This window comes from Streptomyces sp. NPDC096176 (assembly GCF_044763255.1).
GTDB lineage: Bacteria > Actinomycetota > Actinomycetes > Streptomycetales > Streptomycetaceae > Streptomyces.
Window position 1 is genome coordinate 71589 of record NZ_JBIWFV010000017.1, and the last position, 23504, is coordinate 95092.

Annotated in this window: 21 protein-coding genes and 1 riboswitch; of the genes, 8 read left to right on the top strand and 13 right to left on the bottom strand. The window is 70.7% G+C overall.

Features of this window, described 5'->3' with window-relative positions; genetic code table 11:
* Positions 1–104 precede the first annotated feature (104 nt).
* Positions 105–1307, bottom strand: coding sequence for an MBL fold metallo-hydrolase (locus ACIQ7Q_RS32120; RefSeq protein ID WP_403869981.1), 1203 nt, complete (start codon positions 1305–1307; stop codon positions 105–107).
* A 342-nt stretch (positions 1308–1649) separates the two neighbouring features.
* On the opposite strand from ACIQ7Q_RS32120, the gene ACIQ7Q_RS32125 reads away from it, so the two are divergent.
* From ACIQ7Q_RS32125 to ACIQ7Q_RS32155, 7 genes are all read left to right on the top strand, one after another.
* Positions 1650–2231: a carboxymuconolactone decarboxylase family protein gene (locus tag ACIQ7Q_RS32125; protein WP_403869984.1), complete on the top strand. Its 582-nt coding sequence runs from the start codon at positions 1650–1652 to the stop codon at positions 2229–2231.
* A gap of 75 nt (positions 2232–2306) precedes the next feature.
* A complete protein-coding gene (locus tag ACIQ7Q_RS32130) occupies positions 2307–2927 on the top strand; it encodes a TetR/AcrR family transcriptional regulator (protein ID WP_403869987.1) in 621 nt (206 codons plus the stop codon).
* A gap of 295 nt (positions 2928–3222) precedes the next feature.
* A complete protein-coding gene (locus tag ACIQ7Q_RS32135) occupies positions 3223–4182 on the top strand; it encodes an STM4015 family protein (protein ID WP_403869990.1) in 960 nt (319 codons plus the stop codon).
* Positions 4179–5330, top strand: coding sequence for an STM4014 family protein (locus ACIQ7Q_RS32140; protein WP_403869994.1), 1152 nt, complete (start codon positions 4179–4181; stop codon positions 5328–5330). Before ACIQ7Q_RS32135 ends, ACIQ7Q_RS32140 begins: the two co-directional genes overlap by 4 nt.
* Before the next feature lie 43 nt (positions 5331–5373).
* The gene (locus ACIQ7Q_RS32145) at positions 5374–6180 is read left to right on the top strand and encodes an STM4013/SEN3800 family hydrolase (protein ID WP_403870083.1); all 807 of its coding nucleotides are present in this window, start codon (positions 5374–5376) and stop codon (positions 6178–6180) included.
* On the top strand, positions 6177–7556 hold the full coding sequence (locus ACIQ7Q_RS32150; RefSeq protein ID WP_403869997.1) for an STM4012 family radical SAM protein: 1380 nt from the start codon (positions 6177–6179) through the stop codon (positions 7554–7556). Before ACIQ7Q_RS32145 ends, ACIQ7Q_RS32150 begins: the two co-directional genes overlap by 4 nt.
* Positions 7557–7564: 8 nt before the next feature.
* A complete protein-coding gene (locus tag ACIQ7Q_RS32155; protein WP_403870000.1) occupies positions 7565–8500 on the top strand; it encodes an STM4011 family radical SAM protein in 936 nt (311 codons plus the stop codon).
* Here the strand turns inward: ACIQ7Q_RS32155 and ACIQ7Q_RS32160 are convergent.
* On the bottom strand, positions 8461–9252 hold the full coding sequence (locus ACIQ7Q_RS32160; protein ID WP_403870003.1) for an SGNH/GDSL hydrolase family protein: 792 nt from the start codon (positions 9250–9252) through the stop codon (positions 8461–8463). The two genes, ACIQ7Q_RS32155 and ACIQ7Q_RS32160, sit on opposite strands and share 40 nt — an antisense overlap.
* A gap of 236 nt (positions 9253–9488) precedes the next feature.
* Positions 9489–10409 (bottom strand): peptidoglycan DD-metalloendopeptidase family protein, encoded by a 921-nt coding sequence (locus ACIQ7Q_RS32165; protein WP_403870006.1) that lies wholly within the window; start codon positions 10407–10409, stop codon positions 9489–9491.
* Positions 10410–10411: 2 nt separating this feature from the next.
* Positions 10412–10569, bottom strand: a riboswitch (cyclic di-AMP (ydaO/yuaA leader).
* A gap of 679 nt (positions 10570–11248) precedes the next feature.
* On the opposite strand from ACIQ7Q_RS32165, the gene ACIQ7Q_RS32170 reads away from it, so the two are divergent.
* Positions 11249–12061: a tyrosine-protein phosphatase gene (locus tag ACIQ7Q_RS32170; RefSeq protein ID WP_403870009.1), complete on the top strand. Its 813-nt coding sequence runs from the start codon at positions 11249–11251 to the stop codon at positions 12059–12061.
* A gap of 9 nt (positions 12062–12070) precedes the next feature.
* On the opposite strand, the gene ACIQ7Q_RS32175 is transcribed toward ACIQ7Q_RS32170, so the two are convergent.
* The 10 genes from ACIQ7Q_RS32175 to hpnC all read right to left on the bottom strand — a co-directional run bounded on the left by ACIQ7Q_RS32175 (position 12071) and on the right by hpnC (position 23061).
* Positions 12071–12235 (bottom strand): DUF6126 family protein, encoded by a 165-nt coding sequence (locus tag ACIQ7Q_RS32175; protein ID WP_403870012.1) that lies wholly within the window; start codon positions 12233–12235, stop codon positions 12071–12073.
* A 17-nt stretch (positions 12236–12252) separates the two neighbouring features.
* Positions 12253–12843 (bottom strand): helix-turn-helix domain-containing protein, encoded by a 591-nt coding sequence (locus tag ACIQ7Q_RS32180; protein ID WP_403870015.1) that lies wholly within the window; start codon positions 12841–12843, stop codon positions 12253–12255.
* A gap of 112 nt (positions 12844–12955) precedes the next feature.
* On the bottom strand, positions 12956–14350 hold the full coding sequence (locus ACIQ7Q_RS32185; protein WP_403870086.1) for an aspartate aminotransferase family protein: 1395 nt from the start codon (positions 14348–14350) through the stop codon (positions 12956–12958).
* Positions 14351–14507: 157 nt separating this feature from the next.
* Positions 14508–15527 carry an adenosyl-hopene transferase HpnH gene (hpnH, locus tag ACIQ7Q_RS32190; protein WP_403870018.1) on the bottom strand — a complete coding sequence of 340 codons (1020 nt, stop codon included), beginning with the start codon at positions 15525–15527 and terminating at the stop codon, positions 14508–14510.
* Between the two features lie 5 nt (positions 15528–15532).
* Positions 15533–16177, bottom strand: a complete 645-nt coding sequence (locus ACIQ7Q_RS32195) for a 1-hydroxy-2-methyl-2-butenyl 4-diphosphate reductase (protein WP_403870020.1) — start codon at positions 16175–16177, stop codon at positions 15533–15535.
* Positions 16177–18201 (bottom strand): squalene--hopene cyclase, encoded by a 2025-nt coding sequence (gene shc / locus ACIQ7Q_RS32200; RefSeq protein WP_403870023.1) that lies wholly within the window; start codon positions 18199–18201, stop codon positions 16177–16179. Before shc ends, ACIQ7Q_RS32195 begins: the two co-directional genes overlap by 1 nt.
* Before the next feature lie 136 nt (positions 18202–18337).
* Complete coding sequence (locus ACIQ7Q_RS32205; protein WP_403870026.1) at positions 18338–19456, bottom strand: polyprenyl synthetase family protein; 1119 nt, start codon at positions 19454–19456, stop codon at positions 18338–18340.
* Positions 19453–20841, bottom strand: coding sequence for a hydroxysqualene dehydroxylase HpnE (gene hpnE / locus ACIQ7Q_RS32210; protein ID WP_403870029.1), 1389 nt, complete (start codon positions 20839–20841; stop codon positions 19453–19455). The genes ACIQ7Q_RS32205 and hpnE overlap by 4 nt, the downstream gene beginning before the upstream one ends.
* Before the next feature lie 352 nt (positions 20842–21193).
* Positions 21194–22144, bottom strand: coding sequence for a presqualene diphosphate synthase HpnD (hpnD, locus tag ACIQ7Q_RS32215; protein ID WP_403870032.1), 951 nt, complete (start codon positions 22142–22144; stop codon positions 21194–21196).
* Positions 22141–23061: a squalene synthase HpnC gene (gene hpnC / locus ACIQ7Q_RS32220; protein ID WP_403870035.1), complete on the bottom strand. Its 921-nt coding sequence runs from the start codon at positions 23059–23061 to the stop codon at positions 22141–22143. The genes hpnD and hpnC overlap by 4 nt, the downstream gene beginning before the upstream one ends.
* Positions 23062–23504: the final 443 nt, after the last annotated feature.

Sequence of the window (23504 nt, forward strand, 5' to 3'; positions counted from 1 at the left end):
CCACAGCATCTCGCACCGGGTCAGACCTCGAGCTGCCTCCGCTCGGCCTCGTTCATCGCCGAACAGAGGTCCCCTGTGCCTTCACGTCATTACCTGTCGCTGTCTCAGCCTTCGGCCACGGCGTCAGAAGTGGTTCTCTCCTCGGGCACCAGGTCGAGTGCTGGTTCCGGCTTGCGCCACGGCCGTGCGATCGCTTGCGCCACCCCCCGCCACCAGGGGTCGGCAGGGACGGGGCCCGCAGGCTCGAACGGCTCGCCGGGCTGGGGCGACGCGACCACCTGACCGACCTCTTCGCCCGCGTCTCGCGTCCACTCCCCCGGCTCCGCCCAGGGGTGCGGTGCGAGGTTGAACGTGCCCCAGTGGATCGGCAGCATCACACCGGCCGGGCGGCCGCCCTGCAGATCGAGGTGGGCGCGCATGCCCTCCGCCGGAGTCATGTGGATGTCGGGCCAGTACTCGGAGTACGCGCCGATCTGGATCATCGTTGCATCGAACGGGCCGTGCTCCGCACCGATGTCCCGGAAGCCGGGGAAGTACCCGGTGTCGCCGCTGTGGTAGATCCGGTGCTCGGGGCCGGCGACGACCCACGAGGCCCACAGGGTGTGCTGCTGGTTACGCAGTCCGCGTCCGCAGAAGTGGCGCGCGGGGGTCGCGGTCAGTCGGATGCCGTTGATCTCCGTGGACTCGTTCCAGTCCAGTTCGCGCAGGCGGTCCGGGGACACGCCCCACCGCTCGAGGTGCGCGCCCACGCCGAGCGGGACGGCGAAGACGGTGTCCGTGGAGGCGAGGGCACGGATGGTGGGCAGGTCGAGGTGGTCGTAGTGGTCGTGGGAGATCACGACGACGTCGACGGTGCCAAGGGCCGCGAGCGGTGCCGGGACGGCGTGCAGCCGCTTGGGCCCCGCGAAGGCGAACGGAGAACACCGCTCTCCCCAGACGGGGTCGAACAGCACACGGCACCCGTCGATCTCAGCGAGGACACTCGAATGCCCCATCCAGGTGAGCCGCAGCCCGGAGGCGGCGGGCCTGGCCAGATCGGCGAGGGTCGCGGAGTGGACGGGCACAGGCCCGACGGGCACGCGGCGGGCCCTGGCCTCCTTGGCGAAGTAGATCTTGGCGAATTCGACCATGGAGGCGCCTGACGGCCTGGTCCTCGCCCCCACCGGGTTCTGGAAGACGCCGTCGGAGAAATTCGGCGAGCGGCGGATGCGTGCCATGCGCTCGCCGGTCGGATCGGCCCCGAAGGCGGCCGGCCGGAGCGAGCGCAGCCGGGAACTCAGCGAGGGGGTGGAACCAGCGCCGGACACGGCACCTCCTGATGCTCGGGGTTCTCCATTATGTGCGGTCATGAGTACGTGCGGTTGTGCACGGGTCGCAGCCCGTCCACGATGGGCCGCGACCCGGTCACGTGACCGGGCCGTGACGCAGGACCACCGCGCGACGGACTCCGCCGGGACGACAGCGCGGAAGGACCGCACCGCACGGTCGTACCGGTCGGGGGTCCCTGATCGGGCAACGCCCGCCCGCACCCGGGTGTTCCTGAAATTCCCCCACACCGATGTCACATTCCTGCGCGGCCGTTCCGTCGTATCCGGGAAAGCACCCGCGTATCCGGGAAAGCACCCGGCTTCACGAACAAGGAGCACGTCATGGCCCGTGTTTCCCTCAACCCGCGCCGCTCGCCCTTCCTCCGGGTCACGGAGTGGTACGCCAAGCGCACGTACGGCAAGGTTCCCGACCCGGTCCGCGCGTTGGGGCACAACCCCCGGGTGCTGCGGGCGGATCTGCGCTTCGAGTTGGCGGTCGGCAAGTGGAACACGCTGGACCCGGATCTCAAGGCGCTTGCGGTGATGGCCTCCGCCGCGTCGATCGGCTGCAGTTGGTGCATGGACTTCGGGTACTGGGCGAACCGGCAGCGAGGAATGGACGCCCGCAAAGTGCACGACGTGCCTGCCTGGCGGGAAAGTGACGCGTACACGCCGCTGGAGCGCGACGTCATGCACTTCGCGGAGGCCGTGACGGCGAACCCGCCGGAGATCGACGACGAGGTCGCGCAGCGGCTGGTCACCACGCTCGGCGAGGCGGCATTCGTCGAGCTGACCGCGATGGTGGCGGTGGAGAACCTGCGCTCGAGGATGAACACCGCTCTGGGCTTGACCAGCCAGGGGTTCAAGGACCACTGCGAGGTGCCCGCCCGGGGGCAGGCAAAGGCTTCGGCCACCGCGGAATGAGGGGTCCGGCCCGGTCGTGATCGCCCCCGTAAAGGGCCTGGACTTCGTTCAAGATCGGCTGTGTACTGTGACGCCGTGGCCAGAGTTCGGTTGAGCGTGGCGGAGAGGCGCGAGGAACTGCTCGGCGCCGCGGTCGAACAGATCGAAGAGCGGGGCGTGGCGGCGGTCAGGATCGCGGACGTCGCCGCAGCATTGGGGGTGAGCAGCGCCCTGGTGCTCTACCACTTCTCCACGAAGGAGAGGCTCGTCGCAGCCGCCTTCACCCATGCCGCCGACGCGGACCTGGCCCATCTGCGCAAGCTGCTGGGCCGGCGCACCTCCGCCCTGCGCCGCCTGCGCGCTGCGGTGCGCTGGTACGCGCCGACGGGGCAGGCCAAGGGGTGGCGGCTGTGGATCGACGCCTGGGCCGTCTCGCTGCGCGAACCGGCGCTGCGTGATGTCTCCCGAGCCCTCGACCAGCAGTGGAAGTCGGCCCTGACGGAGGTCATAGCGGAGGGCGCGGCCGCCGGTGAGTTCCCGTGCCCGGATCCCGCGGCGGCGGCCTGGCGGCTGACGGCGTTCCTGGACGGGCTGGCCGTGCAGATGACGTCGTACGCCGGGACCCTGACCCGCGCGGCGATGCTCCAGTGGACCGACGAGGCCCTCGCCCGCGAACTCGGCATCGACCACGCCGCGTTGACGGCCACGGCACGCTGACCGTCCGGGCTGCCCGCCGGGCCAAGAACATCCCCCCACCGTCGCCCACCGTCGCCGAGCACTTCGGCGTCTGGCCGGCGGTGATCTCCTGCATCGCACGCGGCACACGCCGCGACGACGACCTCGCGGGCACACCGGGGACGTTCAGGCACACCACACCGCTTGACTGCCAATAGGAGCATCAACGGCGTCCGACGCTGCCCGGCGGCCGCCCCGCAAGCGTCGATGTCAGTGCCGCTTGGTAGAACTGCTCGCACGTCAGTGATCAAGCCCCGTCCGGTGTCTGGAGCCCGTCATGACCATCTCGAACCATCTGCAGGAGTGGTACGGCCTGCCCGCGTTCGACTTTCCCGATGCCGAGGCGCAGTCTGCCGGGAAGGTGGAGCTGCCGGCGCCGTCGGGCGTCGCCTGGCGGATCTCCGTCGACTCGTACGAGAGCGGCGAGGACTGGCCGGACGCGTTCGCCCGCTTCGCCGCGGCGGTGGACACCACGCAGGTGCGTGCGCTGATCGTCGGTTCGTGGAGCGATGCCTACGACTCGGGGCCTGGGGAGGTCGTAGCCGCGCTGCTCGCCGCGAAGGAACGGCTGCCGCGGCTCCGCGGACTGTTCCTCGCCGACATCACGTTCGAGGAGTGCGAGATCTCCTGGATCAACCAGGGCGAGGTGACGCCACTCCTCGACGGCTTCCCGGAGTTGGAGCAGTTCGGCGTGCGCGGCGGTCAGGACCTGTCGTTCCCCGCGGTGAAGCACGAGCGGTTGCGGTCGCTGGTCGTCGAGACGGGCGGCCTGGACGTGGAGGTGGTGCGCGGTATCGCCGCGAGCGAGCTGCCCGCGCTGGAGCATCTGGACATCTGGCTGGGCACGTCCTGGTACGGGGCGAACGCGGACGTGTCGGACCTCGAGGCGTTCCTGTCCGGGACGCGGCTGCCGAGCCTCACGCATCTGGCACTGCGCAACAGTGAGATCCAGGACGAGATCGCCGTCGCGGTCGCGGGCGCCCCGGTCGTCGCCCGTCTGAAGACGCTGGACCTGTCGATGGGCACCCTCGGCGACGACGGCGCGGAGGCGTTGCTGACCGGCCAGCCGCTCACCCACCTCAGGAAACTGGACCTGCACCACCACTTCATGAGCGAGACGATGGTGCAGCGGCTGTCCGATGCCCTGATACCCGCGGGGGTGGAGCTCGACGTGTCCGAGAGCGAGCGCTCCGGTACCAACGACAGGGAAGACCGCTACACGGCCGTGGCGGAGTGACCGGCTCCGCCGTCGCCCATGCCGGTCCCGGTCCCCGTCTCGCGGTCGTCGGCAACCCGGACAACCGCCGCGTCGCGTTCTTCCAGGACGCGCTGGGCGCCGCCGGCCTGCCCGCGGCGCGGGTGGTGCCCTGGCTCGATGTGCTGCTCGGCCGGGCGGAGTTCCGCCCGGGTGAGCTGGTGCGGATCGACTCGCCGGGCGAGGACCCCTTGGTGGAGCGCGCGTTGCGCGGCACAGACGACCCGACTCGTGTGGAGGGCACAGCACTCTGGTACAAGCGCTTCACGGCCGCCGTACGGGAGATCGAGACCCTCGCGGCCGCCGGAGGAGCGGAACTGCTCGACCATCCGGCCGACCTGACCGTGCTGTTCGACAAGCGGCTGTGCCATGCCGCCCTGCTGGCGGCGGGTGTGCCGGTACCGACGTCTCCGACGTCGGGTGCCGCCTCGCCGCCGCTGCGCGGCTGGGACGATGTACGGGGGATGCTGGCGGCGGACGGGCTCCGGCGGGTGTTCGTCAAGCTTGCCCATGGCTCGTCCGCTTCCGGCGTGCTGGCCGTGGAAACGGCGAGCCGCGGACGGGTGCAGGCCACCACGTCGGTGGAGCGGGCACCGGACGGGAGCCTCTTCAACTCCCTCCGCGTGCGGCGGTACAGCACCGAGCGTGAGGTCGCCGCGCTGGTCGACGCCCTGGCGCCCGACGGTCTGCACATCGAGCGCTGGCTGCCCAAAGCCTCACAGCAGGGGAAGGTCGCCGATCTGCGGGTCGTGGTCGTCGCCGGCCGTGCCACGCACGCGGTGGTGCGCACCAGCCGCTTCCCCATGACCAATCTCCACCTGGGCGGTGGACGCGGCGACCTTGCGGCCGTCCGGGCGGCGACAGAGGCGGCGGGCGGGAGTTGGGCCGGCACGCTCGCGCTGTGCGAGCGAGCAGCGGCCCGCTTCCCGGGGGTCTCCCGCGTCGGGGTCGATCTGCTGCCCTCGACAGGCTGGCGGCGCTTCGCCGTCGGCGAGGTCAATGCCTTCGGGGATCTGCTGCCGCGGCTGACCGGCCTCGCGGGCAGCGGCGCAGAGGGCCTGGACACTTATGCGGCGCAGGTCGCCGCCGTACTACGCAGGACGAGGAACCACCACCGTGCAAGCGCATGACCACCACACCGTGCCCGACCGGCAGACAGCCGTCACCCCCGACATGAACGAGGTGGTGGGGCGGGACGATCTGCTGCTCGTCACGCTCGACACCTTGCGTTTCGACGTCGCCGCCGAGCTCGCGGCCGCCGGCCGGATCCCGCATCTGGCCCGTCATCTGCCCGGCGGCGTCTGGGAGAAGCGGCATGCGCCCGGCAGTTTCACCTACGCCTCCCATCAGGCGATGTTCGCCGGCTTCCTGCCCACACCGGCGGAACAGGGGCCGCATGCACGCCTGTTCGCCGCCAGGTTCGCGGGCAGCGAGACCACCGCCGGCCGGACGTTCGTGTTCGACACCCCTGATCTTGTCTCCGCGCTGGCGGACGCCGGCTACCGCACGGTGTGCATCGGCGGTGTCGGGTTCTTCAACAAGCAGGGGCCGCTCGGTTCCGTGCTGCCCGGCCTGTTCCAGGAGAGCCACTGGGAGCCGGAGTTCGGTGTTGCCTCAGCCACGTCCTTCGAGGCGCAGGTGGCGCGCGCCGAGCGGGTCGTGGCCACTCTTCCGCGCGACCGCAAGCTGTTCCTGTTCGTCAACGTCCCTTCGCTGCACCAGCCCAACTGGTTCCATCAGCCCGGCGCGACCCGCGCCGCCGGAGACTCCCGCGAGACGCACGCGGCGGCGCTCGAGTACGTGGACCGTCACATCGGCCGGCTCTTCGCCGCCGCGAGCAGTCGCCGCCGGTGCTTCGCGATCGTCTGCTCCGACCACGGAACCGCGTACGGAGACGGCGGGTTCACCGGCCATCGCCTCGGTCACGAGGCCGTATGGACCGTCCCCTATGCCCACTTCTTCCTCGAGGCCGCCGCATGAGCACCCCCGCCGCGCACCCCAGTCCGCGCCCGTACCAGAGCTATGTCTACGCCTACCCGCACAAGACCGCCTACCGCCCGCTCGACGGGGACCGGCCGACGCTGCGCAGGTTGTGGGCGCACGAGCGCAAGGACGCGCTCTCGCTCTATGCGCACATCCCGTTCTGCGAGGTCCGGTGCGGCTTCTGCAACCTCTTCACCCGGATCGGCGCTCCTGACGAGCTGACCGGGCGCTATCTGGATGCCCTCGACCGCCAGGCCGTCGCCGTGCGCGACGCCCTGGGGGACGACGCTCCGGTGCATTTCGCGGCGGCCGCGTTCGGCGGCGGAACGCCGACCTTCCTGACCGCCCAAGAGCTCGAGCGGCTCTGCGACATCGCCGAGAAGCGGATGGGTGCGGACCTCGGGGCGGTGCCGCTCTCCGTCGAGACGTCTCCCGCGACGGCGACCGCCGACCGGCTCGCGGTCCTCGCCGGGCGCGGCACGACCCGGATCAGCATCGGCGTGCAGAGTTTCGTCGACGCGGAGGCGAGGGCCGCCGTGCGCCCGCAGCGTCGAGCCGAGGTCGAGTCCGCCCTCGGTCGCATCCGGGACTCCCGCATACCCGTTCTCAACATCGATCTGATCTACGGCATCGACGGCCAGACCGAGCGGACCTGGCTCTCCTCGCTCGACGCAGCCCTCGCGTGGCGTCCGGAGGAGCTGTACCTGTATCCGCTGTACGTGCGTCCACTGACCGGTCTCGGCAGGCTGGGCGAGGCAGCCGGGGGCTCGGTGGGTGACTCGGCGAGGGTCACGGCCGGTGACGCGGCCTGGGACGAGCAGCGGCTGCGTCTGTACCGCGCGGGCCGCGACCATCTTCTCGCTCACGAGTACGAGCAGGTGTCGATGCGCATGTTCCGCCGCGCGGGCGCCCCGCCGGCCGCCGCCGACGCATGCCAGACGGACGGCATGATCGGCCTTGGCTGCGGCGCCCGCTCCTACACCTCGGCTCTTCACTACTCGTTCGACTACGCCGTCGACATGCGGGAGATACGCGGCATCATCGACGGCTACACCCGCAGCGAGGATTTCTCGCGGGCCGAGGTGGGCCGGTACGTCGACGCGGACGAGGCACGGCGCCGGCATCTGCTCCAGTCCCTGCTGCAGGCGCAGGGGATGGAGGTGGCCGGCTACCGCGAACGATTCGGCGCGGACCCGGCCGACCATTTCCGTACGGAGCTGGAGCGGTTCGCCGCCCGCGGCTGGCTCGACAGCGCGGCGGCGCCCGACCGGCTGCGGCTCACGCCCGAGGGGCTCGCCCACTCGGACGCGCTGGGCCCCGAGCTGTTCTCACCCGCGGTGCGCGCCGCCATGGCCACGTACGAGCTGAAGTGAGCCCGTCCATGGACCTGACGATCCTTTACCGCGGGCCCCTCGCGTCCTGCGACTACGACTGTCCCTACTGCCCGTTCGCCAAGCGCCGCGACAGCCGAGAGCAACTGCGCGCCGACCGAACGGCGCTGGAGCGTTTCACGGCGTGGGCGGCGGCGCAGAGCGACGACCGTCTGTCGGTGCTGTTCACCCCGTGGGGCGAAGGGCTCGTCCGATCCTGGTACCGGCAGGCCATGATCGAGCTGTCGCACCTGCCGCACGTCCGACGGGTCGCGATCCAGACGAACCTGAGCTGCCGCACCGACTGGCTGTCCGCCGCGGATCCGGCGAAGCTCGCCCTGTGGTGCACGTATCACCCGGAGCAGACGCCGTATGACCGCTTCCTCACTAAATGCCGGGATTTGAGCCGGAGGGAGATCCGGTTCAGTGTGGGGATCGTCGGCTTCCCCGGCCAACTGGAGCAGGGGCGCCGGCTGCGCGCGGACCTGCCCGAGCACGTCTACTTGTGGGTGAACGCGCCCGAGGGGCACCAGCTCTCAGACGCTGAGGCGGACGCCTGGACCGAGCTCGACCCGCTGTTCCCCTACAGCCGCCATCCGCACCGCTCGGCGGGCCTGCGGTGCCGTACGGGCGAGTCGGTGATCTCCGTGGACGGCGAGGGGACCGTTCGCCGATGCCACTTCGTGCGGGCCGAGCTCGGCAATCTGTACGACCGCTCGTACCGCCGGGCGTTGCGCCCCCGCGCCTGCCCGCTCGCCGCCTGCGACTGCCACATCGGCTATGTCCACTTGGAGACGCTCCCGCTGTACGACGTGTTCGCGGGCGGCGTCCTCGAACGCATCCCCTCGGCGCTCCCCGTGGCGGAGCTCCCCGCGCAGGATCTCCCCGCGCAGGGGCGCGCCCTGCCTCAGAGCGGGAGCAGGTCGGGGCGCTTGGCCTCCACGTGATCGCCGGAGCTCTCGCCGCGCAGCCGCCGTCCGATCCAGGGGGCGAGGTGTTCGCGCGCCCATTGGATGTCGTCACGGCGCACTTCGAACGCCCCTCGCGGGGGCAGCGGCGGCCAGGGCTGGTCGGGGTCCGCGGGGACCTCGAGTCCGAGCACCTGCGCGGCGCGCAGGGCCACCCGGGTGTGGCCTTCGGGTGACAGGTGCAGCCGGTCCGCGTCCCAAGCACGCCGGTCCTGGACGGACTTGAGCGACCACAGGTCGAGCACCGGGCAGCCGTAGCGGTCCGCGATGGCCCGCACATGGGCCGTGTACGTGGCGATCCTGCCGCGCAGATGCCGCAGGACCGGCACGTCGCGGGTGTCGAAGCCGGTGGTCACCATGACGGTGCCCACCGAGCGCGTGAGGTCGGCGACGGCCCGTTCGAAGCGCTCGGCGACGGCGTCCGGGTCGGAGCCGGGCCTGATGATGTCGTTGCCACCGGCGCAGAAGGTCACCAGGTCGGGCGCGAGTTCCTTGGCCCTGGGCACCTGCTCCTCGACGATCTGGTCGAGGAGACGCCCGCGTACGGCGAGGTTGGCGTACCTGAAGGTGTGTTCCGGCCTACGGTCGGCGAGCAGGACCGCGAAACGGTCCGCCCAGCCGACGTATCTCCCGTCGGGCCCCGGGTCCCCCACGCCCTCGGTGAAGCTGTCACCGATCGCCGCGTACGACCCGAATGCGTTACTGATCTCTGTTCTCGAATCGTCTGCCACGAGAGCACATCTTTCCTTTACGGATGTGACCTACGCGACCGTAAGGAGGGGTTGACGCGGGGTGATCTTTGCCACCGGTCAAGATTCGGCCAACCCGGAATACGCGGAAGCCCCCGCTCCGCGTTGTGCGGGGCGGGGGCTTGCCGACGTGGACCGCCGGCCGGTGCTTGCCGCACCGGAGGCGAACACCATGTCAGATCACCTGGGACCCAGGGCGATCGGACGGTTCGGAGGGGTCAGAGGGAGACGCCGTGCTCCCGGAGGTAGGCCAGCGGGTCGATGTCGGAGCCGTAGCTCGGGCCGGTCCGGATCTCGAAGTGCAGGTGCGGGCCGGAGGAGTTGCCCGTGGAGCCGGAGAGGCCGATCTGCTGACCACCGGACACGGACTGACCGCTGGAGACGCCCAGCGAGGAGAGGTGGGCGTACTGGGAGTAGGTGCCGTCCGTGTGCTGGATGACGACCTCGTTGCCGTACGAGCCGCTCCAGCCGGCAGAGACGACGGTGCCGGCTCCGACGGCCTTCACGGAGGTGCCGGAGGAGGCGGCGAAGTCGACACCGGTGTGGTAACCGCTGGACCACATGGCGCCGGAGGCGCGGTACGGCGTGGTGACGCCCGCGTCGACCGGGGCGGAGAAGCCGGACGCCGGGGTGGATGCCTCCTTCGCGGGAGCCTCCTTCGCCGGAGCCTCGGCCTGCGGCGCGGCGGGCCGCGAGTCGTCGCGCGAGGGACGGGTCTGCGACTCGGAGCGGGGCTCGGGGTCGTTCTTGACCTTGGACTTGGCGCCGATCGTCAGCTCGAGACCCGGGTGGATCAGCGCGGGGTCGGCGCCTATGGCGCGGCGGTTGTCGTTGAAGAGCTGCTTCCAGCCGCCGCGGACGTTCTGCTCTTCCGCGATCTTCGACAGGTAGTCGCCGGCGACGACGGTGTACGTCTTCGGGGCCTTCTTGGCGCCCTGAAGGGCGGCAGCCTCGACGGCGCCGGGGGCCGCGGTGGCGGCCTGCTCCGGAGCTGTGGCCGGTGCCGCCGCGGGTGCGGCGTTGGCGGAGGTGGCGCCGAACAGGGGCAGCGCGATGGCGGCGCCACCCGTACCGGCGACAACGAAGCCACGGGTGATCGGGTTGGTCTTGGGACGGCGGTGCTTACCCTTTGCGGGCATGGCGCTTTCCTCTCCGGCGCCTGCGAGGTGAGCTGTCGGGTTCGGGCTGGAGATGCCCGGTCGTGAACGTGCACGACTTCACCCCAAGCCGTCCGAATTAACCGGAATCGGCGTACTACCTGGGTCCCCCGCTCCTGCCACACGTGGGTGGGTTCGAATTCCGGTCGGCGGCAGGATTAGGCGGTCCGTCCGGATTGAGCGTGACCGTAGGCGAGTCGGGCAGTCCCGGACAAGCCACGATTTTCCCCGATCAATGACGGGGGTGATATCAACAGGGATTTCCCGGTCACCCTCCGTGGACAACGGAGCATCAATTCCCTTGCCGAGGAGGGAATTCGTGTCACCGACGCGGCCACAGAACGTCACGGATATGACGCTGCTCACGGACCGCAGCCCATCCCCCCTGCTTACGGGGCACGTTATGCCTAAACAGCTAATTCGGACAGAACATACATTTAGCCATCTACTCCCGCACTTACCGCAGCGCGCTACGGCCCCTCGCTTTCCACCTCCACCGAAGGAGCAAGAATGTGGCCGCCGGTCACGGCCACGAGGGGGCGATACCGCTCCCTGCCACCGTCGCCCGTAATGAACGCACTCGATACAGATGCACCATTTCGCCCCCACCGGTGAGGGGCACCCCTTCGCAGGACCGGACAGGTCCCCGTACATCACCCGCCGTGCGGACCGTCGGGGCTGCGCACCCGAGGAAATCGGCACGCGTCCGTCAACACCGTTGGTTCATGGCCGAGATGAGTGCCTCATGAACGAGTGTCGTATGGTCGAAGCCGCGCCATCGTCGGCGACCAGCGCCGACGGCAGTACCTGAAGGAGTCCTCGTGACGCAGCAGCTGCCGCAGGCCCCCTCGACAGAGCCGGAGCTGACCGGTGTCCGCAACTTCCGGGACGTGGGCGGACTGCCGACCGTGGACGGGCGGCGGGTGCGGCACGGCCGGCTTTTCCGCAGCGGACACCTGGCGCACGCGACGGCGAGCGACGCGGCGTTCCTCACGACCCTGGGACTGCACACGATCTTCGACTTCCGCAACGCCGCCGACCAGCGGCTGGAGGGCCCGGACGTCGAGCTGCCCGGCGTGCGCAATGTGAATCTGCCGCTGAGCGACCCGGCCGACGGCGCCGAGTTCTGGAAGATGGTCCGGGACGGCAATCTCGATCAGCTCAAGGCCATCCTCGACGACGGCAAGGGCGCAGGGCGGATGATCGCCTCGTACCGCATGATCGTCAAGGAGCGGACGGCCGAGCACAGCCAGGTTCTGCACGCACTGGCCGAGGACAGCGTCCCGGCCCTGATGCACTGCGCCGCCGGCAAGGACCGCGCCGGGCTGTCGATCGCCGTGTCACTGCTGGCCGTCGGCGTGGAGCGGGACGCGATCGAGGCGGACTACCTCAAGTCCAACGACCCGCACCGCCGTTACAAGGTCCGGCGCACCGACAGCTCCCCCACCGGAATGTCCCCCGAGGTGATGGAACTGCTCAGCCCGCTCTTCGACGCCCGCGCCGAGTACCTGGCCGCGGCCTTCGACGCGATCGAGGAGAACTGGGGCACACCGGAGCGGTACCTCACCGAGGGCCTCAAGCTCTCCCGCGAAACCCGCGAGCGGCTGCGCACACGACTTCTCGAAGAGGGCTGAGGCACCGGGTCACTGGTTCTGGCCACCCACCAGGAACAGCAGGTAGAGGAATCCGGCGATGACGTGGCCCGCGATCAGATAGAGGAAGAGCCGGATCACCAGCCCGCGGGGAAACCGCTCCTCACTGGAGCTCTCGCCGCCCGTGGCGCGTCGGTCCAAGGGGTCGTGGGACATGCCTTCGATCGCCTTCCTTACCGGTCAGAGGTGGGGTGCAGTTCCGAACTCTGCAGCAGTGTGTGCACGAACAGCAGCTCGGCCCCCTCGGGGCCGGAGGCGGCGATGCGGTGCGGGGTGAGCGAATCGAAGTGCGCGCTGTCTCCGGGAGCCAGGTCGTACACCGTGTCGCCGAGGGTGAGACGGAGCCGTCCCTCCACGACATGGAGCCACTCCTCGCCCGGGTGCACGCGCTCCAGATCTCCCTGGACACCGTACGGGACCGTCACACGGAGGGCCTGCATCGCCCGGCCGGGGGCTCCGGCCCGTCGGTAGTGCCAGCCGTCGGCCGCCGCGGGTTCCCGGCGGGCGCGGACGACCGGGTCCTTCTCCAGCGGCTGCTCGCCGAGAAGCTCCGCCACCGTCGTACCGTAGATCCGGGCAAGGGCGAGCAGCATCGGCAGCGAGGGCTGTCGCCGGCCCGTCTCCAGTCGGGAGAGGTGGGCGGGTGACAGTCCCGCCCGCTGGGCGGCCGACTCGAGGGTGAGTCCGCGGCGGCGGCGCAGTTCACGCAGCCGGGGCGCCATCTCGGGCAGCTCGTCACGCGCCGGCTCGACGGGGGTGGTCATGCCTCCATTGCGCCAGAATCCTGCCTCTGAGGCAAATTCCTTGCCCCAGAGGCAAAACCCCTCACCCGCGCCGTTGACGCCGATCGCGGCAGCCCGACGCCCCGGGCCCGGCTCAGCGGTTCGCGACCGCCTGCCTCACCAGTGTCTTGCCGAAGTCCCACATCAGCCCGCCGCCCCCATGGGCGTCTTCCATCACGGCTTCGAACGCCGTCACGAAGCGGTCGACCTCGCGTTCGCCGATGATCAGGGGCGGAATCAGTTTGATCACTTCCATGTGGTCCCCGGAAACCTGCGTGAGGATCCGGTGCCGCTGCATCAGCGGCACCACCACCATCTGCGCGAAGAGCCCCTTGCGAGCGGCCTGCAGCACGGTCCAGCGGCTGCGCAGCTTGATCGACTCCGGGCGACCGAACTCGATGCCGATCATCAGGCCGCGTCCGCGTACGGCGTGCAGCAGCTCGTAGCGGTCGACGAGCGCCGCCAGCCGTGCGCGCAGCAGCTCCCCGGTCACCCGCGCGTTCGCCACCACATGCTCGTCCTCCAGCACGGAGAGCACGGCGAGCCCGGCGGCCATCGCCTGGGCGTTGGAGCCGAAGCTCGCCGAGTGGACCAGCACCCGGTCCATCGACGAGTAGACTTTCTTGAAGATCCAGTCCCTGCCCAGGGTGGCGCCGACGGGCACATAGCCGCCCGACAGGGTCTTGGCCACACAGACGAGGTCCGGCTCGACTCCCGCCTCGTACTGGAAGGCGTAGAAGTCGCCCGTGCGCCCGAGCCCCGTCTGCACCTCGTCCACGATGAGCAGGGCCTTGTACTTGTGCAGCAGTTCCTGGGCCGCGCGCAGGAACCCCGGTGGGGTCGGGTGCACCCCCTTGCCCTGGACCGGTTCCACGACGAAGGCCGCCACATCGCCGCGCACCAGCTCACGCTCGAGTGCGGCGAGGTCGCCCATCGCGATCGCGGTGTCGGGCAGCAGCGGGGCGAAGCCGTCGCGGAATCCGGGCTCCCCGTTGACCGAGAGCGAGCCGGTGGTCAGCCCGTGGAAGGCGTGCGTGCAGTACAGGATCCTCGGTCGGCCCGTCGCGTACCGGGCGAACTTCAGCGCCGCCTCCACGGCCTCCGTGCCGCTGTTGCCGAAGTAGACCCGCTCCAGGTGCGGGGTGTGGGTGAGCAGCTTCTCCGCCAGCAGCCCCGGCAGTGGCTGGCAGTCGAAGCGGGTCAGATCGGCGAGCTGGGCGTCCAGCACGTCGTGCAGCGCCTTGCGCACGACGGGGTGGTGCCTGCCGAGCCCCATCACCCCGAAGCCCGCGAGCATGTCGAGGTACTCGTTGCCTTCCACGTCGTAGAAGTAGGCGCCCTCGGCCCGCTGGTAGACCTTGTCGAATCCGATGGTGTGGAGCATGCGCGGCAGCTGGTGGTTGAGGTGCCGGGTGTGCAGCTCGTACCGCTCGGCACCGCGGCTCGCCAGGAGTTCCGCCAGGTCGAAGCCCTTGCGCTGCTCCGTCATTCCTCGGCCCTCCTCGACCTCCGTCATTCCTCGGCCCTCCTCGACCTCCGTCATTCCTCGGCCCTCCTCGACCTCGGTCATTCCTCGGCCCTCCTCGACAGGGACGCCTCCCGCGCTCGGGGCGCAGGAGGAGTGGGTGAAGGTCACACGCCGACGGTCATCGACCGCTCGACAGCGTCTCCCGGGCGGCCCGGAGGGACTCCTTGAGCGAGCCCATGGTGGCGAGCACGGCGGTGGGCTCGTAGCCGCAGTGGGCCATGCAGTTGGCGCAGCGCGGGTCCTTGCCGCGGCCGTACTTCCCCCAGTCGGTGTCCTCGACGAGTTCGCGGTAGGTCGGGACGTAGCCGTCGCTCATCAGGTAGCAGGGGCGCTGCCAGCCAAAGAGGGAGTAGTTGGGGATCGCCCACGCCGTGCAGGGGAAGTCGGCCTTTCCCTCCAGGAAGTCCAGGAAGAGCGGCGAGTGGTTGAGCCGCCAGCGGCGCCGGTTGCCGCCGGCGAAGGACTTCCTGAACAGTTCCCTCGTCTGTTCGACGCCGAGGAAGTGCTCCTGATCGGGCGCCTTCTCGTAGGCGTATGCGGGCGAGATCATCATCTCGTCCACCCGGAGGTCGTCGTTGAGGTAGTTGAGCACCTCGATGACGGTCTGCGGGGTGTCCGTGTTGAAGAAGGTCGAGTTGGTGGTGACCCTGAAGCCCCGGCTCTTGGCCTCCTTGATCGCCTCGACGGCCTCGTCGAACACGCCTTCCTTCGCGACCGATTCGTCGTGCCGCTCCCGCAGGCCGTCGATGTGAACGGCGAAGGCGAAGTACGGGGAGGGTTTGAACTTCTCGATCTTCTTGCGCAGCAGGAGGGCGTTGGTGCAGAGGAAGACGTACTTCCTTCGGGCGACCAACTGGCGCACGATCTCGTCGATCTGAGGATGCATCAGCGGTTCGCCGCCGGCGATGGAGACCATCGGGGCACCGGACTCCAGCACCGCTCCGACTGCCTGCGCCACCGGCATCCGCTGCTTGAGCACTCCGGCCGGGTGCTGGATCTTCCCGCAGCCCTCGCAGGCGAGATTGCAGGCGTAGAGCGGCTCGAGTTCGACGATCAGAGGGAACTTGTCACGCTTGCGAAGCTTCTGTTCGAAGAGATACGTCCCGACCCTGATGGTCTGGCGGAGCGGCATGGCCATCTGGCTCACCTCCTGGGGAGCAGCAAAGAACGGTGCCATTCAAGAAAAGCGGGCATAACGGCACGAAGAACGCGGAAGGCTGATATTCCACCGCGGAATGTTCCGATGCGAACCAGTTCGTGCTCCGGGGCGTCGACGACCACCCGGACGGCCGCAACCGGGCGCGGCCCGGCCTGAAGGGCGCTGCCCACCGTGGCCGCGGACTCCATGTCCCCGGCGATCGCTCCTGTGGCCAGCAGTTCGGCACGTTCATGACCACGAACGACATGGTCCAGGCCGGTCAGCGGCCCTTTGTGCACCGTGCGGCCGGGCACGGCCCTGGCCACGGCCCGCACCAGGAAGTCGGTGTTGGTGCAGACGGTGGACATGCCGCCGAGCCGGGTCTCTTTCGCGACCACCAGGTCCCCCGGGTGCATGCCGGGGGCGAACCCGGCACAGAAGCCCGAGGCGACGACGGCCGCGTCCCGCAGCGCCCCGGCCGCACATGCGTCGTGCACGGCGCGACCGGCGTTGACCGGCCCCATGCCCGTGCGCAGGACGGTCACATCGCCGCTGTCGCCGGCGCGCAGGGCGAACTTCTCGATCCCGAGCGCACAGGCGATCAGCAGCGGCACGACGGAGCCGGCCGGCGGCGCCTCCGAGTCCCCCATCAGCCCCCCTCGCGGACGTCCGCACGGTCGGCGAACGGTTCGCCGTGCAGATAGCGGCCGAGCGCGGTGAGCGGGAAGACCTGCCGGTAGAGGTGGTAGTTGATGGAGAAGTCCCAGGGGAAGCCGGTGCCGGTGAAGTACGGCTCGTCCCAGGAGCCGTCCGGCCGCTGCGTCCGAGCGAGCCAGCCGACGCCCCTTTCGACTGCCTTGCTCTCCCGCTCCCCCGCCGCCAGCAGGGCGAGCAGCGCCCAGCCGGTCTGCGAGGCAGTGGAGGCACCGCGGCCGATCGACTTCTCCTCCCGGTAGGAGCGCAGGTCCTCGCCCCAGCCGCCGTCGTCGTTCTGGACCGACTCCAGCCAGGCGACGGCCCGCCGGATCGCCGGGTGGGAGGCGGGGAGCCCGGCGGCCGTCAGGGCCGGCACCACGGCGCCTGTCCCGTAGACGTAGTTGACGCCCCAGCGGCCGAACCAGGCGCCGCTCGGCTCCTGTTCCGCGAGCAGCCAGTCGATTCCCCGCCGGGTGCGGGGATCGTGTGTCATGCCCTCGAGGGCGAGCATCTCGACGACGTGCGCGGTGACGTCGGCCGACGGCGGGTCGATGACCTCGCCGAAGTCGCAGAACGGGAGCCGGTTGGGGAACGGGCTGGTGTTGTCCGCGTCGAACGCCCCCCAGGCTCCGTTGCGGGACTGCATCCCGAGGGTCCATCGCATGCCGCGGGCGACGGCCGCGTCGACGCGCTCCGGGTCGGGATGCCGGACCTTCCGCAGGGCGAGCACGACCTCGGCCGTGTCGTCGATGTCCGGGTAGTTGTCGTTGTGGAACTCGAACGCCCAGCCCCCGGGGCCCAGTTGCGGCTTGCGCACGGACCAGTCGCCCGGTCGCACGACCTGCTCGCTCAGCATCCAGTCGGCCGCCTTCACCAGCGCGGGGTGGTCGGCGGGCAGACCGGCGTCGGCGAGGGCGATGGTGGCCAGACAGGTGTCCCAGACCGGGGACTGACAGGCCTCGATCATCCGTACGGGGAGGCCGTCCTCCTCGTACTGGACGGCGAAGCGGTCGAGGGACTCGAGCCCTGCCCGCATGACGGGGTGCTCGAGGTCGTACCCCAGCAGGTACAGAGCGATCACCGAGTACACGGCAGGCGGCTGGATGCCGCCCCAGCAGCCGTCGTTCTCCTGCCGCTCGATGATCCAGCGGGCGGCGGCGTGCGTGGCCGCACGACGCAGTCTGCGGGGGGCGACCTTGTGGTAGAGGTGCAGTGCCTTGTCGACGCGCTGGAAGAATCCGTCCCAGCCGACCACGGGAGCGAGCCGCCGCTGCGGGTTGGGCATCACCGGGTCGGTGTGCAGCTCGTCGAGCGCGAACGGCGCGGGGCGGACGGGCCGCTTCGCGGAGACCACGGTGAGCGGCACGATGGTCTGCCGCGCCCAGCAGCCGAAGTCGTAGATGTTCAGCGGGAACCACTTCGGCAGGAAGACCAGTTCGGGCGGGAGTTCCGGCAGGTCGTCCCACTTCCACCAGCCGAACAGTGCCAGCCAGATCCGGGTGAAGACCCGGGTCGCGGCGATGCCGCCCCGGCTGCGCACCCAGGAGGCGGCGCGCTGCATGTGCGGGTCGTCCGGCCGGTCCCCGGCCAGGCGCAGGGCGACGTAGGCCTCGACGGTCGTGGACAGTTCGCCCGGTCCGCCGTAGAACGTCGCCCAGGTGCCGTCGTCGCGCTGCTGCCCGCGGATGAAGCGGGCGGAGGCCTCGACGGTCTTCGCGTCCTGGATGCCGATGAACTGCCGCAGCAGCAGGTCCTCCGCGTCCATCGTCACATTGGTCTCGAGGTCGCCCTTCCACCAGCCCTGGGCGTCCTGCCGTGCAAGCAGGTGCTCCACGGCCCGTTCGGCGGCCCTCCCGGCCGCCTCCCGTGCGTCCGTACCCGCGGCGGTGGTCCTGGCAGCGGTGGTCGAGGTCGTGTCGCCGGCAGCGGCAGCACCGGCCCGCACGGGCCCGCTGCTTCCGTCGGTCGTCGCTGTCATGGTTTCCCCTTCGTGGCAGTGGTCTCTGCTGTGCTGGGGTCTGACGTCGGCCGGTGACAGGGTGCGTCACCGGCCGGCGACGCGCTTCATATGGTGCGGCTGTTGCTCCGGGGGGTCATGGCGATGCTGATGGGGATCATCTCTTTCGTACGACGACGAAGTCCGCGAGCGCGACGAGCTGCGCGCGGACCTGCTCCGGCATGTCGACAGCGTCGAGGGCCTCGATCGCGACGGCGTGCTGGCGGCGGGCCTCCTGGGAGGTCCACTCGCGGCCGCCGGCCTCCTCGATCAGAGCCGCCCGGGTGGCGAACTCCTCCTCGGAGAAGCTGTCGAAGTCGTTGCTCTTGGCGTCGGCGGCGAGCAGTTCGCCGAGCCGCTCCGAGGCCGGGCCGCCTGCGGCCAGCGCCGCCACGACCGGGAGGGACTTCTTGCGCTGACGCAGGTCGCTCCAGGTCTGCTTGCCCGTGGCCACCGGGTCGCCCCAGATGCCGAGCAGGTCGTCGACGGCCTGGAAGGCGAGGCCGAGGTGGTAGCCGTACGCCTCAAGGGTGTCGGCCGTCCTGTCGTCGGCGCCGCCGAGCACCGCGCCGATGGAGACGGCGCATGCCAGCAGCGCGCCGGTCTTGTTGCCCTCCATCTCGAGGCACTCCTCGACGGTGACCCGCTCGCGGTGCTCGTAGGAGATGTCCTGCGCCTGGCCGTCGATCAGCTTTCTGGTGGCGGTCGTCAGCCGGCGGGTCGCCCGCCCCGCCTCCACCGTGCCGATCTCCAGCAGCACCTCGTTCGCCAGCGCGAACAGCGCGTCGCCGACGAGGATCGCCTGCGCGGGGCCGTGCACCTTCCACACCGTGTCGCGGTGGCGGCGCTGTTCGTCGCCGTCCATCAGGTCGTCGTGCAGGAGCGAGAAGTTGTGCACCAGCTCGACGGCGACCGCTCCGGGAATGCCGACCTCCGGTGCGACTCCCGCCGCCTCGGCGGACAGCAGCGCGAGCGCGGGGCGGACGGCCTTGCCGCCATCGCCCTCGGACGGCTGTCCCTGCGCGTCGATCCACCCGAAGTGGTAGGCGGCGACCGTGTCCATGGGCGGCGCAAGCCGCTTCACGGCGTCGCGCAGCACCGGCGTGGACATGGTCCGTCCGCGCTCCAGCAGCGCGGAGATGTCGACGCTCTCCGCGCTGTGTGCGGTGTCGTCAGCCGGGTACGCCGAGTGCACTGTCGGCACGCTTTCTCCTCTGGTTCCAGTACTGGTGCTCACGCCGCCTCCTTGAGCGGATGTTCAAGGCGGCGGCCGAGAGCAAGAAGCGCAGCACCAGCGGCACTGAACCCGCTGCGCACGGCGCTCTCCATGGTCGCGGGCCAGCCGGTGGCAGTCCACGCGCCAGCAAGGTACAGCCCGGGGGCACGTGTGTGCGCATCCGGCCGCAGACGGCCGACGCCGGGGGCCGGCGCGAACGTCGCCGTCCGCTCCCGGGTGACGAAGAAATCGCGCACCCCGGCCCCGCGCGCGGCGGGCAACAGCCTTTCCAGCTCCGGCAGATAGCGGCTTCGCAGGGCGGCGACAGGTTCGTCGATCTCGTCCTGCGCGGCCGACTGCGAGAGAGCCAGATACTGGCCGTCCTTCAGCCCGGAGGCCTCCGTGCGGTCGAATACCCACTGGACCGGCGTGCCGAGCGCGGCGAAGAACGGGCGGCGCAACACCTTGCGGTCGTACACGACATGGACGTTGAGGATCGGCGCCGTGTCGATGTCGAGCAGCCGGTCGCGGTCCACCAGTGCGCCGTCGGGGAGCAGGGCGTGGGCCTCGCGCTGCGCCACGGCGAGTACGACGGAGTCGGCCTCGAGCTGCTCGCCGTCCGCATCGACCTGCCAGCGGCCGTCCTCCGACCGGCTGATCTCCCTTACCCGCGTGGACAGTTCGGTGCGCACCCCCGCCGCGTCGAGGGCCTTCCGGGCGAGCGTGTCATGCAGTTCGCCGAGAGGGACATGGGACCAGCCGATGTCGGCGGCCCCCGGCTCGGAGAGCAGCCCGGTCTTGAAGACCATCGCGGCCAGGCCCATGGATGCCTCGGGGGCCCTGGCGTTGAGCGTCGCCACTCCGACGAGGTCCCACAGTGCGGCGACGGCCCGCCGCGACTGGCCGTGGCGGCCGAGCCAGGTGGCGAAGTCGATTCCGTCCAGGGCCGGGTCGGCGGGGTCGAGCCGGTTGAGCGCGAGAGCGGCGCGGGCGACGCCGGCGCGCTCCCTGAGGGAAAGGTGCGCATAGCCGGCCAGGCTCGCCGCGAGGTGCAGCGGCACGGGCAGCGCTGTGCGCCGCAGCCGGCCGAGCCGTGGCCCCCCCTTGGCTGCGACGTCGAGCACGGGGACGTCGAGGCGGTCCTGGACCGGAGCGAGACGGGCGCCGTCGACGCGGTCGAGGAACCAGCGATAGGCGGTGCAGCACCGCAGGTACACGTGCTGGCCGTTGTCGACGGTGAGGTCGCCGCGGCGGAACGAGAAGGCGAGCCCGCCGAGCCGCGGACGGCTTTCGAGCAGGGTGACCCGCACCCCGGCGTCGGCGATCTGGAGTGCCGCCGTGACACCGGCGAGGCCGCCGCCGATCACGACGGCATGCCGGGAGCGGGTGATGTCGACGTCCGTCATGCGCTCGCCTCCCTCGCGGGGACACCCGGTGTCCCGCCCTGCTGGCGCGACGGGGCTGCCATGGTCATGCCCTCCCGGCATCGGTCCTGGCCGGGACGCGGCACCGCGGGGCCGGGCCCGGGCAGCGACAGGGTTGCCGCCGTTGGGCTCTCCCGGCAGTGGCGACGCGACCCCGCGGAACCCGGCTCCGGCCGCGTCCCTGCCACCACAGGCAGGGACGCGGCGAAGGTCGGCCGGGTTGCCCTCAGAGTGCGGGCGGCGGGCGCAGACGCCGCACGCCGGCGCACGCCGGCTCCGGGCGTGGCCTCGTGCGGGTGAGCCCGGCAGGTGGCCGGTGGGGGTGTCGTGGGTGTCATCGGCGACCCCCGTGGGTCCGGCGGACGATGTGGCGGGCGTCCAGGCCGGACAGGCCTCGGACGGCGACGTAGGCCTTCTCCCGACCCGGCAGGGACACCCGTCTGCGCAGCACGGCCTCGGGGTCGCGCTCGATGCGGTCGAGCAGCCGGCGGTAGATGCCGGCCATCGCGGCGACGCATGCGCCGCTGCGCCGGTCGAGCATGGGCAGCAGCCGGTAGCCCTCCACGAACAGGGCGCGGGCGCGGCGTACTTCGAAGTGGACCAGACCCGCGAAGTCGGAGCCGGGCGGCGGCGTGCTGCTGTGGAAGCCGTCGGAGCAGCCGAACTTGGCCAGGTCGTCCGCGGGCAGGTAGGTGCGGCCGTTGGCCGCGTCCTCCCGAACGTCCCTGAGAATGTTGGTCAGTTGAAGGGCGAGGCCCAGTGTGTCGGCGTACTCGAAGGCGCGGTCGGCGCCGCGCGCGCCGGGCTGGGTGCCGAACACGCCGAGCGAGAGCCGCCCGATCGCTCCCGCCACGCACCGGCAGTACGCCTTGAGGTCGTCCCACGTCTCGTAGCTCTCGCCCCGGACGTCCATCAGCACGCCGTCGATGAGTTCGTCGAGGCCGCCGAGCGGGAGGGGGAAGCGGCGCGCGGCGTCCGAGAGGGCGACGGCGACGGGGTCGGTGTCGTCCTCGTCGACGGCGCCCTTCCTGATGCGCTGCAGCAGCTCGCGGGTGCCCTCGAGACGGTCGTGCTTTGCCTCGGGCTTCAGCGTGCCGTCACCGATGTCGTCGACGCGCCGGGAGAACGCGTACAGCGCCGACATGGCCTGGCGCTTCTCCGGCGGCAGCAGCCTGATGCCGTACGCGAAGTTGCGGGCCTGCTGTCCGGTGACGGCCTCGCAGTAGCTGTACGCGGCCTGCACCGGCGCGGGCACCTGGATCGGTCCCTCCATCGTCCGGCTCATCCCTCTCTACGCGCTTCTCGCAAGACTGCTCCCACGTGACGCAGCAGGTTCGCCTTGGTGGCTCTGGGCGGCCCGGGCAGCACATCATGTCCGGCCGAGGCGATCGCGGCGAGGGCGGCACGCCCACCGGCGACGAATCCGGCGAGCAGCAGCCGCAGTCTGCCGTCGACGCTTCCGACGAGCGGCGTGCCCTCGTCCAGCAGTGCGCGGGCGCGCTGTGCCTCGAAGGCGATCAGGGCACGCACCGACGCGTTGGCGGTCGGTGCGGCGAGGTCCGCCTCGTCCACGTAGAAACGTTTCATGTCCTGTGCGGGCAGGTAGATGCGGTCGCGCGCCAGGTCCTCGGCGACGTCCTGGAGGTGCTCCACGATCTGGAGGGCCGTGCACACGGCGTCCGATCGGCGCACGCGTTCAGGACCGGCGGTGCCGGTGATGCCGAGGACCAGCCTGCCGACGGGGTTCGCTGACAGCTCGCAGTAGGTGAGGAGGTCGTCGTACGTCTCATAGCGGCGGACGAGCTGGTCCTGCCGGTTGGCCGCGATCAGGTCGAGGAACGGCTCGGGCGTGAGCGAAGCATGTCGGACCGTGGGCCGCAGGGCGCGCAGCAGCGGATGGCGGGGGGTGTCGCCGGCCTCGTCGAAGACGCGGCGGAGATCGGTCTCGAAGGCGTCCAGCACGGCGAGCCGGTCGCCGGCCTTGTCCGGCTCGACCCCGAGGTGGCGGGCGTCCGCGCCGCCGGGCGCGAGATCGCCGTCGCCGATGTCGTCGACGAGGCGGGCGTATCCGTAGACCGCCATGAGGTCCTCGCGCCAGGCGCGAGGCAGGAAGAAGGGGGCGACGGGGAAGTTCTCGTCGGCGGCCTTGTCGAGGGTGGCGCGGGCGGGGACCCGCGCGCGCGTCCGCGGGATGCCCGTCACTGCGCGCTGCCCGACACGGGGAGCCGCTCGCTGTCCTGCGCGGGGACGGCGGGAGAGTGGCGGAGCTGGAGATTTCCCGTCATGGCCGTCACGTCTCCCGTTCTACACTGCCGACCCAATACATCCCATTTCGGACACGCCGCCGCATAACTGCGCCGCACATCCGCCACCCGGCGGTGCCGGAATCGGCCGGTCGGACGACGGCTTTTAACCCCACTTGCCGCGTTTCGGTACCGGTACAGCTTACGTTGCACAACGCCCCGGAGCGCCGCCGGGTGTCGCACCCGTCGGAACAACACCGGTTACCGGTGCAACTTTCCTCCAGCACACGGAAGTTGACGCCTGTTCGAGAAGTGGCGCGCCGCCCCGGGCACCGGCATGACGCGGCCCCCGCCGGTCGAAGACGACGGGGGCCTGCGCCCAGCGTGCCGAGCGGGACCGGG

Bases quoted from the DNA above. Each gene is read 5' to 3' on its own strand.
- ACIQ7Q_RS32125 (WP_403869984.1), top strand. From the start codon at position 1,650: ATGGCCCGTGTTTCCCTCAACCCGCGCCGCTCGCCCTTCCTCCGGGTC.
- ACIQ7Q_RS32135 (WP_403869990.1), top strand. From the start codon at position 3,223: ATGACCATCTCGAACCATCTGCAGGAGTGGTACGGCCTGCCCGCGTTC.
- ACIQ7Q_RS32145 (WP_403870083.1), top strand. From the start codon at position 5,374: ATGAACGAGGTGGTGGGGCGGGACGATCTGCTGCTCGTCACGCTCGAC.
- ACIQ7Q_RS32150 (WP_403869997.1), top strand. From the start codon at position 6,177: ATGAGCACCCCCGCCGCGCACCCCAGTCCGCGCCCGTACCAGAGCTAT.
- ACIQ7Q_RS32155 (WP_403870000.1), top strand. From the start codon at position 7,565: ATGGACCTGACGATCCTTTACCGCGGGCCCCTCGCGTCCTGCGACTAC.
- ACIQ7Q_RS32165 (WP_403870006.1), bottom strand. From the start codon at position 10,409: ATGCCCGCAAAGGGTAAGCACCGCCGTCCCAAGACCAACCCGATCACC.
- ACIQ7Q_RS32175 (WP_403870012.1), bottom strand. From the start codon at position 12,235: ATGTCCCACGACCCCTTGGACCGACGCGCCACGGGCGGCGAGAGCTCC.
- ACIQ7Q_RS32180 (WP_403870015.1), bottom strand. From the start codon at position 12,843: ATGACCACCCCCGTCGAGCCGGCGCGTGACGAGCTGCCCGAGATGGCG.
- ACIQ7Q_RS32185 (WP_403870086.1), bottom strand. From the start codon at position 14,350: ATGACGGAGCAGCGCAAGGGCTTCGACCTGGCGGAACTCCTGGCGAGC.
- hpnH (WP_403870018.1), bottom strand. From the start codon at position 15,527: ATGGCCATGCCGCTCCGCCAGACCATCAGGGTCGGGACGTATCTCTTC.
- ACIQ7Q_RS32195 (WP_403870020.1), bottom strand. From the start codon at position 16,177: ATGGGGGACTCGGAGGCGCCGCCGGCCGGCTCCGTCGTGCCGCTGCTG.
- shc (WP_403870023.1), bottom strand. From the start codon at position 18,201: ATGACAGCGACGACCGACGGAAGCAGCGGGCCCGTGCGGGCCGGTGCT.
- hpnE (WP_403870029.1), bottom strand. From the start codon at position 20,841: ATGACGGACGTCGACATCACCCGCTCCCGGCATGCCGTCGTGATCGGC.
- hpnD (WP_403870032.1), bottom strand. From the start codon at position 22,144: ATGAGCCGGACGATGGAGGGACCGATCCAGGTGCCCGCGCCGGTGCAG.